Here is a 14,408-nt window from a genome sequence, read left to right on the forward strand (position 1 = left end):
GATCCGGATCGCTCGCTGATCACTTGCTGATCACTCGCCCCCGAGTCTGCGGTGCGGGTGCTGTCCGGACCATGTCCCGAGGTCCCGGACCGGGGGCAGCACCGGCTGCCCCCGCGGGCAGCCCGACGGGTCCGCACAGGCGCCCCGGGGGCCCGACCGTCCCGGACGTGAATGAGCACGGGGTCAGCCGAGCCCGGTGTCCCCGAGGACGCCCAGCCACGGCCCGAACTCGCTCTCCAGCACCAGCCGGCCGAGCTTGCGGTACTCCCCGACCACCGCGGCGACCAGCTGCGCCATGCCCAGCGGGGCGCCCGTGCCGGCGGCCAGGTAGGCCGCGGAGACCGCGCAGGCCCGGATGGAACCGCCGGTGAGCTCGAAGTGACGGGCGCAGAAGTCCAGGTCGAGGTCGTCACCGCGGGGCAGCCGCGGCCCCAGGCAGCGGTCCCACAGGAGGCGCCGCTGCGCCTGGTCGGGCAGCGGGAACTCCGCGATGACGTCCAGGCGCCGGGTGAACGCCTCGTCGAGGTTGGCGCGCAGGTTGGTGGTCAGCACCGCGATCCCGTCGAAGGACTCCATCCGCTGGAGCAGGTAGGCCGTCTCCACGTTGGCGTGGCGGTCGTGGGCGTCCTTGACCTGTGAGCGCTTCCCGAACAGCGCGTCCGCCTCGTCGAACAGCAGAACGGCGTTGACCTGCGCGGCCTCGGTGAAGACCCGGTCCAGGTTCTTCTCGGTCTCGCCGATGTACTTGTCCACCACGGTGGAGAGGTCCACGACGTACAGTTCCATGCCGAGCTCGGCGGCGACCACCTCGGCGGACATCGTCTTGCCGGTGCCGGACTCCCCCGCGAACAGGGCGATCACCCCGTTGCCCCGGCCGCCGCCCGGCCGCATCCGCCACTGCCCGAGCACCCGGTCGCGGTGCCGGGCCCGCAGCACGAGCTCGCGCAGCCGGCCTGCGGTGGGGTCGGGCAGCACCAGGTCGGCCCAGCCGACGGCGGGCTCGATCCGGCGGGCGAGCCGGGCGAGGCCTGCGGCGTTCTGCGCCCGTACGGCGGCCCGCAGGTCCTCGGCGCGCACCGGACGACGCTCGGCGGCCGCCGTCCTGGCCGCCACCGAGGCGGCCCGCTCCAGCTTCTCCCGGTCCAGCCGGTAGGCGGCCACCGCCTCGGCCAGCTCCTCCGACAGCTCCTCGGCCCGCTCCTCCGTCAGCCCCTCCGTCAGCTCCCCGCTCAGCGGCGCGCCGCCGGCGGCCAGTGCGCGGGCCCACTGCCCGGCCAGCTCGCGCGCGTCGGGCGCGGGGACCGTGACCACCACGGGGCTCTCCCGCGCCCAGGCCGGGTCCCACGCCTGCGGGCCGTGCACGATCAGCGGGACGGGCCCGAGCGCCGCGCACAGCTCGCGCAACAGGGCCGCCCGCTCGGGTCGTTCGGGTTCCAGCCGGTCCAGCGGCCCGAGCACCACTCCGCCCCCGCCCAGCCGGGCCTCGCGCGCGAGCACCCGCACGATGCCCGCCGACGGGTGGGCGGCGGCCACCGCGGCGGCGTCGACGACCAGGGGCGGTCGGCCATCGGCCGCGAGGGCGGCCACCGCCAGCGGGCCGGCGTGCCCGGCCCGGTCCAGCAGGTACACCGGCCCGCCGTACGCCGCGGTCGCGGTCGCGCGCAGCCGGTCGACGGGCCGCGCGTCGGCTCCGGGGTACGGTGCGGCGCGGCGCGCCAGGCCGGCGAGCGCGTCGTCCGGCTCGTCGTCGCCCAGCAGATGGGCCGTCACCCGGTCCGGCACGCGCAGGGTGCGGGAGAGCAGCGGACGCTCGGCTTCAGTGATCTCCAGGAGGCCGCCGGCGATCAGCGGGGCGCGGGCGGAGAACCGGAAGCGGCCCGCGCCCGCCCCCGGCAGTCCGCACAGTTCCAGGGCCAGCGCGACGGTGGCCCGGCGTCGGGTCAGGTCGTCGTTGAGGTAGCCGTAGAGCTGCTCGAAGCGGGTGTCGAGGTCGGGCGCGAGAGCGACGAGGAGGAGGTCGAGGTCCACCGGGAGCAGGCCGAAGTCGGCGCCGAGCCGGGCGATCCGGGAGCCGGGCGGCGGGTCGGCCGCGTCCGCCCGGCCCGCAGCGGCGAAGCCCGTCGGGGCGGAGGACGCCAGGATCCGTTCCACCGCCTCCGGGCCGAGGTACTGGCCACGGTACGGGTCGTCCGGGTCCGGATCGTCGGCCCGGCGCTCGCGCACCGCCGCCCGGACCCGCTGCTCGACCCGCTGCAGCCGTTCCCACAGGTGGTCGTGGCCGGGCGGCGCGCCGTTCACCGCCGATCCGAGGTCGAGGCTCACCGTGCTCCACCCCGCGCCCTGCGGCCCGGCGGCAGCGCACGCTCCCGGGGCGCGGCGAAGCCGTCCGGTCCCGGGTCCCCGGCGCCGTGGTAGCGCAGCCGGCGGCCTCCCGAGCCGTCGTCGGTGTCTCCGACGTGCACCACCAGCCCCTCGGTGACCGGCGGCCCGGCGGGGGTGAGCCCGCCGGCCAGCGGGGCGAGTACCCTGAGGTCGATCGAGGGCCGCAGCTCCCCGCCGAGCGCGGACCACACGTCGGACACCGACGGCAGGCCCGTGTCCCGCCCCGCGATGTCCAGCCCGACGGTCAGCCCGAGCCGGGCGAGCGATCCGGTCAGCACCCGGACGGGCAACGCGTCCACGGCGGTCAGACACTGCAACACCTCGGCCAGCAACCGGTGTTCGTCCTGCGGCCGGTTGGTCCAGACGGTCACCAGGTAGCCCAGTTCGAACCAGCGCGGCGCCGGTCGGTGGCCGACCACCAGCCCGTCCGCATCGTGCTCGGCAACGGCCCCGGCCTGCCGACGGGCCGTCTCCTCCCGGATCCCGTACAGGAACACGCTGACCGTCGGCGCGGTACGCCGGGCCGCGAGGTCCCGGGTCGGCGCATCGAACACCACCTCGACCCCCCGCTCCGGCAGCCCGGCCTCGACAAGCAGCAGCCGCAGCCCCTCGTCCACCTCATGAATCACCGCCGCTCCACCTCCCCGCGCATCCCGCACGGACGGGCTCCGCCGGACAACCCCGTACGCCGAGCCGCCGACTCCCGGGCCGGTACGTCGAACACCACCTCAACCCCCACACACCACCGGATCGGCCCCGACCCGGCCCGCTGCAACCGCGACATCCCGCCCACCTGCCCACGAACCGCGCGCGCACAGACACCGCCCATCGGCGGCACGCCACGCCACCGACTCCCGGGCCGGCGCCCCACCGGACCGGCCCCAACCCGCGAATCCACCTCGCGGATCACCGCCGCTCCACCTCCCCCGGTGGGCCGATGCTGCCTTCCACCACCAGGAACGGGGTGGTGACCGGGGAGAAGCCGGGGCCGTCGGCGGTGATGGTTCGCGGGCCCGTCTCGTCCTTCGGGAGGATCAGCAGCTGGCCCGCGAAGGTCCCGTCGGCCCTCGGGTAGGTGGGGGCCGCGGCGGCGGTGATGCCGGGCTGCCAGGTGAAGCGGACCGGGGCGCCGGGCGGGAAGTCCACGCCTCGGACGGAGGTCACGAAGCCGGGCTTGCCGATCGGCGGGACGGCGACGATGCGGGGCTGCAGGATGCGCAGCGGGGTGCTCGCCCGGTGCGGGCCCGGGGTGGCGTCGGTGCCCGTGGTGGTCAGCTCCGCGGTGATGGTGGTCTCCAGTGCCGCCACGGGTGACAGCACCACCCGGACCACCTGGCTGCCGCCGGGCGCCAGGTCGGCGAGCTGGCAGCCCCCGCTTCGGCAACCCGGGGGCAACGCCTCGGTGGGCATCCCCGCGGGCAGGCCGAGGGTCAGGCGCAGCCCGGTCGCCAGGGCCTGGCCGGTGTTGCGCACGGTGTAGCTGACGGTCACGTGGCCGCCCACGTAGCCCGGGTTCGGCTGGGCCTCGACCGCCACGCCGAGGCCGGCCCGCGGCGGCGGTGCGGGCGTGGGGGTGGCTGTCGGGGTCAGGGTCGGGGTCGGCGTGGGCGTCGGAGTCGGACTCGGCGAGGCGGTCGGCGAGGGCGTGGGCGTAGGCGAGGGCGTAGGCGCCTCCAGCACCGGCAGGATCGTCTCCGCGGACCCGTTCTCAGGATTCGGGTCGACCACCGTCCCCGTGACGCTCCAGCCGAACTGCCGGTCGCCGACCCGGGTGCCGATCAGGGTGGCGGTCACCCGGACCTGCGCCCCCGGCGCCAGGGTGCCGAGCTCACAGCGCAACGCCGCCGCATCGCACTGCCCGACCGGGGTGGTCAACCGGCCGAGTCGGGCGCCGGTCGGTACCGAGGCCGTCAGGACGGTGCCGGGCGAGGGCGCGGGGCCCTTGTCGGTGACGGTGACCGTCACGTCGGTGCCGCCGTCGACGGGGACGGCCGGGGTCCGGGGCGGCGCGCTCAGCATCAGGTGGACGGACTGCTGGACGGCCGGCTCCTTCTGGCGCCCCGGCAGCCGCCAGTCGAGCGGGGTGAGCTTCGCTGTCGCGAAGTCGTAGATCTTGAGCCCCTCCGGTGCGCTCGGCGGCGCGGCCCGCCGGGAGGTGAGCACCAGCTGCGCGCCGTTGGCCGTCCAGGCGACGTCGCGGGGCTGGAAGGGGCCGGCGGAGCGGTCGGGCAGCGGGCGGGTGCAGGCGCCGTCGCCGAGCCCGGCGGGCAGGACCACCGTGCAGTCGTCGCCGGCCGGTGTGGTGACCACCACGCCGTCCTGCCGGTTGTTCCCGCCGTCGCCGGCTTTGCGGTTGAAGGCGATCCGGCGGCCGTCGGGGGCGAACGCGGGGCTGTCGTCGATGACGTTGCAACTGCCCGGGCAGGCCGTGCGGCTGAGGTCGTTCTGCCGGGTGAGGTCGTCGGCGGGCACGGTCCAGATGTGCCTGTTGCCGGGGTTGCCGTTGATCACGGCGGTCCGGGAGAAGGCGATGAGCTTGCCGTCTGGGGACCAGAAGGGCTCGCCGTCCGCCGCCCCCGGCTGGTCGGCCGGCGGCTGGACGGTGCCGACGATCGCGCCCGTGGCCACCTGGGCGATCAGGAGCCGGCCCGCGCGGGCGGGTTCCTGTCCGCCGCCCGGGGAGCTGCGGCTGAACACGATCAGCTTGCCGTCCGGGGAGAGGGACGGGTCGGTGTCCCGGTCGGTGGGGCCGCGCCCGGCGAGGTTCATCGGGTGCGGGTTCGAGCCGTCGGCGTCGGCCAGCCAGATCCGTTCGATCCGGCCGGCCGGCGAGTCCTCGTAACGGGTGACCACGATCTGCCGGCCGTCGGGCGTGTAGGCCTGCCGTTCGTACCACGGGTCGTAGCCGGGGCGGGGGTGGAAGAGCGGGTCGGCGGCCGGGTCGGGGTTGGTGTTGGTGTCGGCGGCCGGGTCCTCCGTGAGCACGCTGATGCCGAGGTCGCGCGGGTCGGCGCCGTCGGGGCGGATGTCCTGGAGGTCGGCGACGTTGGCGGCGGCGGCACTGGTCTGCTCCACCACCGGCCCGCCTCCGTTCTGCGGGCCCAGCCAGGTCGGCGTGGCGATCAACCGGTTGGTGCTGTAGAGGAGTTGGGGGTCGGTGCAGGAACAGGTCGGCGCACGGTACAGGTTCAGCACCGGGGGCTGCACCGGGGGCTGCGGCGGGGGCTGCGGCGGGTCGGCCTGCTGGACCGGTGTCTTGGGGGTGAGCCGATCGGCGCTGAGGAAGAGGACCCCGCTGCCGTCGGCCAGCCAGGAGGCGGAGCCGGTCTTCCAGTTGGAGCCGGTGCCGGGGAAGAACGCCCTGTCGCCGCCGGTGGGCGAGGTGAGCATCAGGGTCCGGCCCTTGTCGCCCTGGTCCCAGGTGTAGACGATCTGGTTGCGGTGGGCGTCGTCGTCCAGCGGGTTCCAGGTCGGGTCGACGGCGTCCCCGCTGGTCACGTTGGTGACCTTGACGGGCGCGCCGCCGGTGAACGGCCGCAGGTAGATCTGGATGTGTCCGGGCTCGCCGGCGCAGGCATACGCGACCCACCGGCCGTCGGGCGAGACCGTCGGGTGGGTCTCGTCGGCGGCTCCGTCGGTCAGCCGGCGCAGGCCGGTGCCGTCCTGGTCGACCGCCCACAGGACGTGCTGGGAGGTGCCGTCCTTCCTGGGTTCCAGGGCCTCGAAGACGACGCCCTTGCCGTTCGGGGCGAGGGCGGGGTGGGCGGTGTCCATGCCGGTGGTGAGCCGGTGCACCGCGCCGGCCGCGTCGTGCAGGTACACCTGGGGCAGCGGGCCGTCCCGCAGGCTGGTGAAGACCAGTTCGTCGCCGCGGGCCGAGGGCTCCTGGTCGAAGTGGACCGGGCCGGGCCCGAACAACGGGGTACTGGATTCCGTCCCGGTCACCCGGCCGAGGCCGCGGTGGTTGGTGCCGGCGTAGACGATCCGACCGCCGGCCGGGTCCTCGGCGGACGCGGCTGGGGTCACCGGGCCGCCCGGTCCACCGGGCGCGGAGCCCAGGGTCAGCACGGCGGCCGCCAGCGCGAGCAGCACCGCGACGGCGGCCCGGGCCGGCCGCCGGATGGAGCGGGGAGTGCCGGTGGCGCCGGTCACTTGCGACCTCACAGGATGGCAGGGGCGGTCTCCCCGGCAGTCTCACCGGCTCGGGCGCCCGGGAACAGGGCCCGGGCGCCCGAGCCGGGGGTAACGACGGTGTCCGCAAAGGGCAGGCCGCCACGGCTTGGACGAATGTCCCAGACGATCGCCCGTCTAACACAGACGTCCGACACGGCCAATCCGGTGCCTCGGCAAAGCTTCAGACGTACGTCCGCCTCAGACGTACGTCCGCCCAAGACGCACGTACGTCTCATTCGCCCGCGCACCACCGGCCGCACCGCTCAGATCAGACCGCGCCGCATGGCGTACCCCACCGCGTGCGCCCGATTGCGCAGCCCCAGCCGCGTGATGATCTCGTGCAGCACGTTCTTGACGGTGCGTTCGGAGTACGAGGTCTTCGCGGCGATCTCACTGGTGTCGAAGCCCTCGGCGACCAGCCGGAGCATCTCCGCCTCCCGGGCCGTCAGGGTCGACAGGGTCAGGCCCCGCCCGTCGAGCATGGTGCGCTGGAGCATCCCGATCCGGTCGAGCAGCTCACCGAGCAGGTCCCCCGGCATCACTCCCTCGCCGTTGGCCAGGGCGGTGATGAGGTGCACCAGCCGGTCCTGGTCCGCCTCCGAGCGACGCATCACGGCGGCGACCCCGCACTCGACGATCGTCTGCAGCCCGCCGGCCTCGAACTGGCCCACCACCAGGCCGATTCGGCCCGAGGTGGCGAGTCGCAGCTTGCGCAGGTGCTCGGCGACCGCCTCGGTGAGGGCGTCGACCACCAGCAGGGAGACCTCCGCCCGGCCCGCCTCGCTCTCGCTCAGCAGCTCCACCTCAGGCCGCTGGCGCAGCTGTTGGACCACGCCGGTCTGCAGGATGAGGTCCTCGGCGTACACCGCCACGGGTATCTGGCCGGGCCTGCGCGCCTGGACGGGGACGCGCGGGCCGGCCGGGCGGGCGCTGCCGGAACGTTGCGCCACCGGAATCCGGGGGGTGGTGACTGCTTCGCCACGGGGTGTTTCGGTCGACGTCATCGAGCTCTCCATTCTCCAGTGGGCCTGCGGCGGTGCCGGGCAGGGTCGGTCGGTCCGCACGGGCAAGGGGTGTGCCCACGGCTTGCCCGTACGGCCCTCTCCGCGGACGGTCCGCCGGTCCTACCGTCACGCCATGACCACATCCGCCGAACTCGGCCTGTCCGCGCTGACGGTGGCGCCCGGTGGCGTGGCCACCACGACGCTGACGGTGCGCAACGACCTCGACATCGTGGAGGCGTACACGCTGGAGGTCGTCGGCGAATGCGCCCCGTGGACGACGGTCGAGCCGGCCCGGGTCTCGCTCTACCCGGGGACGTCCGAGACGGTGACGGTGCGCCTCGCCCCACCGCGATCGTCCGCCGCCCGGGCCGGTGAGTTCCCACTCGGCATCCGGGTCCTGCCGACCGAGCGCCCCGAGCTGGTGACGGTCCCGGAGACCACCGTCACCGTGACGCCGTTCCACGAGCTGCAGGCCGCGCTCGCGCCCCGGCGCCGCCGCGGCTGGCTGCGCGGCCGCTACCGGACCTCGGTGCGCAACCTCGGCAACGCCCCCGCCACCATGGTCCTCACGCCCGGACAGGCCGGCGAGGAGCTGCGGTTCCGGGCCACCCCGGAACGGCTGCGCCTCGAACCCGGCGAGTCCGGCGAGCTGCGCCTGCAGGCGCGCGCCCGCAAGCTGATCTGGTTCGGCAAACCGGCCTCCTGGCCGTTCGAGGTCACGGTGGGACCGGAGCAGGCCGACACCGGCAAGGACGCGAACGCCGAGGCCACCAACACCAGGACCCCTGACGCCAAGAGCCGGGACGCCAAGGGCGGGACCGCCTCGACCGAAGGCCTCACGATCGTTCAACGGCCCCTCCTCGACGGCGAGTTCATCCAACTCCCGGTCTTCCCCAAGTGGCTGCTCGCCCTCCTGGCGGCGCTGCTCGCGCTGCTGCTGGCCTGGTTCGCCCTGGTCCGCCCGGCGGTGCGCAGTTCCGCGAAGCAGGCCGCCGAGCAGGCCGTCGCCCAGCAGAGCAGCGCCACCCCGGCCCCGAGCGCCGCCGCACCCGGCGGTGCGCCCACGGCACCCGCCGCCGGGAACCCCGGCGGCCAGGTCAAGCCGGGTGCCGGCCAGCCGAGCGCCGGTGGCCGCGCCCCCGGCCCGGGCCTGGCCGAGCCCGGTACCGGACGGCAGAGCTCCGCCACCGTCGACGTGCAGACCGCGAACGGCGCCGCATCCACCGGCAGTTATCAGGTCCCGCACGGCAAGGTGTTCGACATCACGGACATCGTGGTCGCCAACTTCCAGGGCGACCAGGGGCTGTTGACCATCACGGCCGGCAAGCAGACGATCACCACCATCGCCTTGGAGACCTTCCGCAACCAGGACTACCACTGGGTGACTCCCATCCAGGTCCCCGAGGACCAGGCAGTGACGGCGACCGTGACCTGCGAGTCGCCGGGCACCCCGGCCTCGGGCAAGCAGGCGGCCACGTGCCACGAACTCCTCAACGTCAGCGGATCGTTGAGCGACATCAGGCAGGGAAACTGAATCGGTGGCACAAGGTGGACATTCCCTCCCCGGGCAACCGGACCGGAAAGGTGCACCGGACGCCCCGACGATGTCAACGGGCCCCTCACACCGGACCCGACCCGTACGTCTCCGCGATCTCCCCCTTCCACACCTCCCCTCGCGCCCCGCGATCATGTCAACATCCGCTGGACACCGTGACCGGTCGCCCGTCGACTGACAACCCGCCCGAACCGCGCCCGCGCCGCCCGCCTGCCCTTCCGGGGAAGCCTGCCGCGCCCTCCCGGGGCAAGCGAACGGTCCCCGCGGGCGGCGAAGTCTGCCCCGGTCGCACTACTGACGGTTCATCAGTACAGCAGTAGCTTTGCGTCGTTCGCGCGTATACGGCGCCCCCGGGGCCGTATACGCACAAAATCGCCACAAGGAGGAAGGAACCCGAGCTCGTGCGCACCAACCAGCCGGACCGCCGCACCGACCCGGCCGCCACCCCCGCTGCCACCCGCGCCGTGCGCCCGGGCCCGGGTCCGAGGGCCGGCACCGCACTGGCCCTGCAACGGTCCATCGGCAACGCCGCGGTGACCCGCCTGGTCCAGCACACCCGACGCGGCGCCAGCAGTACAAGCAGCTCCCGCGGCTCCGACGCGCAGGACGAACTGCCACTCCAGCGCTCCCTGGTGCACCAGGTGCCCCGGACCGCCGGACAGCCCCTGGACGCCACCACCCGCCGCGAGATGGAGTCCCGCCTCGGCGCCGACTTCTCCGACGTACGGCTGCACACCGGCAGCACGGCTCGCGCCTCCGCGGCCGAAGTCGGCGCCCGCGCCTACACCTCGGGCAACCACGTGGTGCTCGGAGCCGACGGCGGCGACCGGCACACCCTGGCCCACGAACTCACCCACGTCATCCAGCAACGCCGGGGCCCGGTCGCCGGCACCGACCGCGGCGACGGCCTGCGGGTCTCCGACCCGTCCGACCGCCACGAACGCGAGGCCGAGGCCAACGCCGTCCGCGCGCTGTCGGCCCCGCTCGCCCACGAGAAGCCGGAGCCCGGACCCGACGGCCGCTCCCCCCGGGCGGGCGCATCCCTGCAGCGGATGCCTCCCAAGCGCAAGGCGGAAGCCGCCGAACTCCCCACGCCCTCGGGCCGCACCACCCGCGGCAAGGCCCGCGCCGCGAACCTCGACCTCGACCGGCCCGTCCTGGAGTTCACCTCGGACTACGAGGGACCGGCCGCCCAGAAGCTGAACGACACCCAGAGCATCGGCTTCCAGCAGGTGGCACGGCTGAAGAACCCGCCGGGCGCCCCGCAGCGGGTCTCGACCAACTACCACTTCTGGCAGGAGGTCACCGACTCCAACGTCCAGATCGTGCAGTCGAAGAAGGGCTTCCCCGAAACCCCGTCCAGCCGCCCCTGGATGCAAGACGGCCCCTACCACCCGCCCTACAACAACGCGGTCATCAACGACACCCAGAACGCGATCGAGTTCAACGACAACCCCGGCTTCTCCACCTCGGCGCGGATGACCCCCGGGTACTGGCTGAAGTCCTACCAGGTCTCCTTCCGCTGGAAGGTCGCCCACCGGGCCGACCCCTGGAACCGGACGATGCCCGCCTGGACCAGCCCCGTGGTCACCCACACCCTGGAGTCCGCCTTCGACCCCGAGAACCCCGACCAGCCCTCCCCCATCGCCGCCCACCCGGCCGGCGAGTTCACCTGGAACGTCGACCTGTCCACGGTGGCCTCCGCCACGGGAAACGGCTGAAGCCGCAGGAGCTCCGGAACGCGAAAAGGCCCCACCCGGAAACCGGATGGGGCCTTTTCTGAAGAATTGTTCGGCGGCGTCCTACTCTCCCACAGGGTCCCCCCTGCAGTACCATCGGCGCTGTGAGGCTTAGCTTCCGGGTTCGGAATGTAACCGGGCGTTTCCCTCACGCTATGACCACCGAAACACTATGAAACTGTCGACCCGCCGACAAGGCAGTCGTTGTTTCAGAACAACACAGTGGACGCGAGCAACTGAGGACAAGCCCTCGGCCTATTAGTACCGGTCAACTCCACCCCTCACAGGGCTTCCATATCCGGCCTATCAACCCAGTCGTCTACTGGGAGCCTTACCCTCTCAAGGAGGTGGGAGTGCTCATCTCGAAGCAGGCTTCCCGCTTAGATGCTTTCAGCGGTTATCCCTCCCGAACGTAGCCAACCAGCCATGCCCTTGGCAGAACAACTGGCACACCAGAGGTTCGTCCGTCCCGGTCCTCTCGTACTAGGGACAGCCCTTCTCAACACTCCTACGCGCACAGCGGATAGGGACCGAACTGTCTCACGACGTTCTAAACCCAGCTCGCGTACCGCTTTAATGGGCGAACAGCCCAACCCTTGGGACCTACTCCAGCCCCAGGATGCGACGAGCCGACATCGAGGTGCCAAACCATCCCGTCGATATGGACTCTTGGGGAAGATCAGCCTGTTATCCCCGGGGTACCTTTTATCCGTTGAGCGACGGCGCTTCCACAAGCCACCGCCGGATCACTAGTCCCTACTTTCGTACCTGCTCGACCCGTCAGTCTCACAGTCAAGCTCCCTTGTGCACTTACACTCAACACCTGATTGCCAACCAGGCTGAGGGAACCTTTGGGCGCCTCCGTTACCCTTTAGGAGGCAACCGCCCCAGTTAAACTACCCACCAGACACTGTCCCTGATCCGGATCACGGACCCAGGTTAGACATCCAGCACGACCAGAGTGGTATTTCAACGGCGACTCCACAACAACTGGCGTTGCTGCTTCACAGTCTCCCACCTATCCTACACAAGCCGAACCGAACACCAATATCAAGCTATAGTAAAGGTCCCGGGGTCTTTCCGTCCTGCTGCGCGAAACGAGCATCTTTACTCGTAATGCAATTTCACCGGGCCTATGGTTGAGACAGTCGAGAAGTCGTTACGCCATTCGTGCAGGTCGGAACTTACCCGACAAGGAATTTCGCTACCTTAGGATGGTTATAGTTACCACCGCCGTTTACTGGCGCTTAAGTTCTCAGCTTCGCCTAGTCGAAACTAAGCTAACCGGTCCCCTTAACGTTCCAGCACCGGGCAGGCGTCAGTCCGTATACATCGCCTTACGGCTTCGCACGGACCTGTGTTTTTAGTAAACAGTCGCTTCTCGCTGGTCTCTGCGGCCACCCCCAGCTCAAGGCGCAAAGCCCGTCACCAGGAATGGCCCCCCTTCTCCCGAAGTTACGGGGGCATTTTGCCGAGTTCCTTAACCATAGTTCACCCGAACGCCTCGGTATTCTCTACCTGACCACCTGAGTCGGTTTGGGGTACGGGCCGCCATGAAACTCGCTAGAGGCTTTTCTCGACAGCATAGGATCATCCACTTCACCACAATCGGCTCGGCATCAGGTCTCAGACTATATGTGAGGCGGATTTGCCTACCCCACGTCCTACACCCTTACCCCGGGACAACCACCGCCCGGGCTGGACTACCTTCCTGCGTCACCCCATCGCTCACCTACTGCAGACTTGGACCGGCGGCTCCACCACTTCCCTTCACCCGAAGGATCCGGGACGGCTTCACGGCCTTAGCATCACCTGGTTCAGCGTTGGCGCTTCAAAGCGGGTACGGGAATATCAACCCGTTGTCCATCGACTACGCCTGTCGGCCTCGCCTTAGGTCCCGACTTACCCTGGGCAGATCAGCTTGACCCAGGAACCCTTGGTCAATCGGCGCAAGAGTTTCCCACTCTTGTATCGCTACTCATGCCTGCATTCTCACTCGTATACCGTCCACGACTCGATTCCTCGGCCGCTTCACCCGGCACACGACGCTCCCCTACCCATCACAGCCCCCGTTAGGAGTATTGCTGCAATGACACGACTTCGGTGGTGTGCTTGAGCCCCGCTACATTGTCGGCGCGGAATCACTTGACCAGTGAGCTATTACGCACTCTTTCAAGGGTGGCTGCTTCTAAGCCAACCTCCTGGTTGTCTCTGCGACTCCACATCCTTTCCCACTTAGCACACGCTTAGGGACCTTAGTCGGTGTTCTGGGCTGTTTCCCTCTCGACCATGGAGCTTATCCCCCACAGTCTCACTGCCACGCTCTCACTTACCGGCATTCGGAGTTTGGCTAAGGTCAGTAACCCGGTAAGGCCCATCGCCTATCCAGTGCTCTACCTCCGGCAAGAAACACGTGACGCTGCACCTAAATGCATTTCGGGGAGAACCAGCTATCACGGAGTTTGATTGGCCTTTCACCCCTAACCACAGGTCATCCCCCAGGTTTTCAACCCTGGTGGGTTCGGTCCTCCACACGGTCTTACCCGCGCTTCAACCTGCCCATGGCTAGATCACTCCGCTTCGGGTCTTGGGCATGCAACTCAACCGCCCTATTCGGACTCGCTTTCGCTACGGCTACCCCACACGGGTTAACCTCGCTACACACCGCAAACTCGCAGGCTCATTCTTCAAAAGGCACGCAGTCACGGCCAGCCGGCAAGCCGACTGACGACGCTCCCACGGCTTGTAGGCACACGGTTTCAGGTACTATTTCACTCCGCTCCCGCGGTACTTTTCACCATTCCCTCACGGTACTATCCGCTATCGGTCACCAGGGAATATTTAGGCTTAGCGGGTGGTCCCGCCAGATTCACACGGGATTTCTCGGGCCCCGTGCTACTTGGGAGATGAGCAAGCAAGCCGTACAGATTTCGTCTACGGGGGTCTTACCCTCTACGCCGGACCTTTCGCATGTCCTTCGACTACCCATACGGTTTCTGACTCGCCCAGCCGCCGGCAGACGACTGAAGCTCATTCCCACAACCCCGCATTGGCAACCCCTGCCGGGTCTCACACCAATACGGTTTAGCCTCATCCAGTTTCGCTCGCCACTACTCCCGGAATCACGGTTGTTTTCTCTTCCTGCGGGTACTGAGATGTTTCACTTCCCCGCGTTCCCTCCACACTGCCTATGTGTTCAGCAGCGGGTGACAGCCCATGACGACTGCCGGGTTTCCCCATTCGGACACCCCCGGATCAAAGCTCGGTTGACAGCTCCCCGGGGCCTATCGCGGCCTCCCACGTCCTTCATCGGTTCCTGGTGCCAAGGCATCCACCGTGCGCCCTTAAAAACTTGGCCACAGATGCTCGCGTCCACTGTGCAGTTCTCAAACAACGACCAGTCACACACCCTCGACAACCCGAACCGGGCTACCTCGAGTGAGGCCGGCAACCATGAGGCAACTCCCGTTCCCTCAGGACCCAACAACGTGCCCGACACACCCGCCAGAGACCCTGTGTTCCACGCCGAAGCAGTACTAACAAGCCCTACCGAAT

At 70.2% G+C, this 14,408-nt stretch carries 6 protein-coding genes and 2 rRNA genes; 2 read left to right on the forward strand and 6 right to left on the reverse strand.

What is annotated here, in order from left to right; translation table 11 throughout:
- Window positions 1–183 precede the first annotated feature (183 nt).
- The 4 genes from O1G21_RS05830 to O1G21_RS05845 all read right to left on the reverse strand — a co-directional run bounded on the left by O1G21_RS05830 (window position 184) and on the right by O1G21_RS05845 (window position 7,559).
- Window positions 184–2,322 carry an ATP-binding protein gene (locus O1G21_RS05830; protein ID WP_270141379.1) on the reverse strand — a complete coding sequence of 713 codons (2,139 nt, stop codon included), beginning with the start codon at window positions 2,320–2,322 and terminating at the stop codon, window positions 184–186.
- Complete coding sequence (locus tag O1G21_RS05835) at window positions 2,319–3,011, reverse strand: DUF4255 domain-containing protein (protein WP_270141380.1); 693 nt, start codon at window positions 3,009–3,011, stop codon at window positions 2,319–2,321. The genes O1G21_RS05830 and O1G21_RS05835 overlap by 4 nt, the downstream gene beginning before the upstream one ends.
- Before the next feature lie 277 nt (window positions 3,012–3,288).
- Window positions 3,289–6,534, reverse strand: coding sequence for a hypothetical protein (locus O1G21_RS05840; protein ID WP_270141382.1), 3,246 nt, complete (start codon window positions 6,532–6,534; stop codon window positions 3,289–3,291).
- A 284-nt stretch (window positions 6,535–6,818) separates the two neighbouring features.
- A complete protein-coding gene (locus O1G21_RS05845) occupies window positions 6,819–7,559 on the reverse strand; it encodes a helix-turn-helix transcriptional regulator (RefSeq protein WP_270141383.1) in 741 nt (246 codons plus the stop codon).
- A 133-nt stretch (window positions 7,560–7,692) separates the two neighbouring features.
- Between O1G21_RS05845 and O1G21_RS05850 the strand changes: the two genes are divergently transcribed.
- Window positions 7,693–9,093, forward strand: coding sequence for a COG1470 family protein (locus tag O1G21_RS05850; RefSeq protein ID WP_270141384.1), 1,401 nt, complete (start codon window positions 7,693–7,695; stop codon window positions 9,091–9,093).
- Window positions 9,094–9,515: 422 nt separating this feature from the next.
- Window positions 9,516–10,835: an eCIS core domain-containing protein gene (locus O1G21_RS05855; protein WP_405000590.1), complete on the forward strand. Its 1,320-nt coding sequence runs from the start codon at window positions 9,516–9,518 to the stop codon at window positions 10,833–10,835.
- A 68-nt stretch (window positions 10,836–10,903) separates the two neighbouring features.
- Here the strand turns inward: O1G21_RS05855 and rrf are convergent.
- Window positions 10,904–11,020, reverse strand: a 5S ribosomal RNA gene (gene rrf / locus O1G21_RS05860).
- A gap of 71 nt (window positions 11,021–11,091) precedes the next feature.
- Window positions 11,092–14,211, reverse strand: a 23S ribosomal RNA gene (locus O1G21_RS05865).
- Window positions 14,212–14,408 lie beyond the last annotated feature (197 nt).

Source organism: Kitasatospora cathayae, assembly GCF_027627435.1.
Lineage (GTDB): Bacteria > Actinomycetota > Actinomycetes > Streptomycetales > Streptomycetaceae > Kitasatospora > Kitasatospora cathayae.

Coding starts and splice junctions, on each gene's coding strand:
- O1G21_RS05850 (WP_270141384.1), top strand. CDS start 7,693: ATGACCACATCCGCCGAACTCGGCCTGTCCGCGCTGACGGTGGCGCCC.
- O1G21_RS05845 (WP_270141383.1), bottom strand. CDS start 7,559: ATGACGTCGACCGAAACACCCCGTGGCGAAGCAGTCACCACCCCCCGG.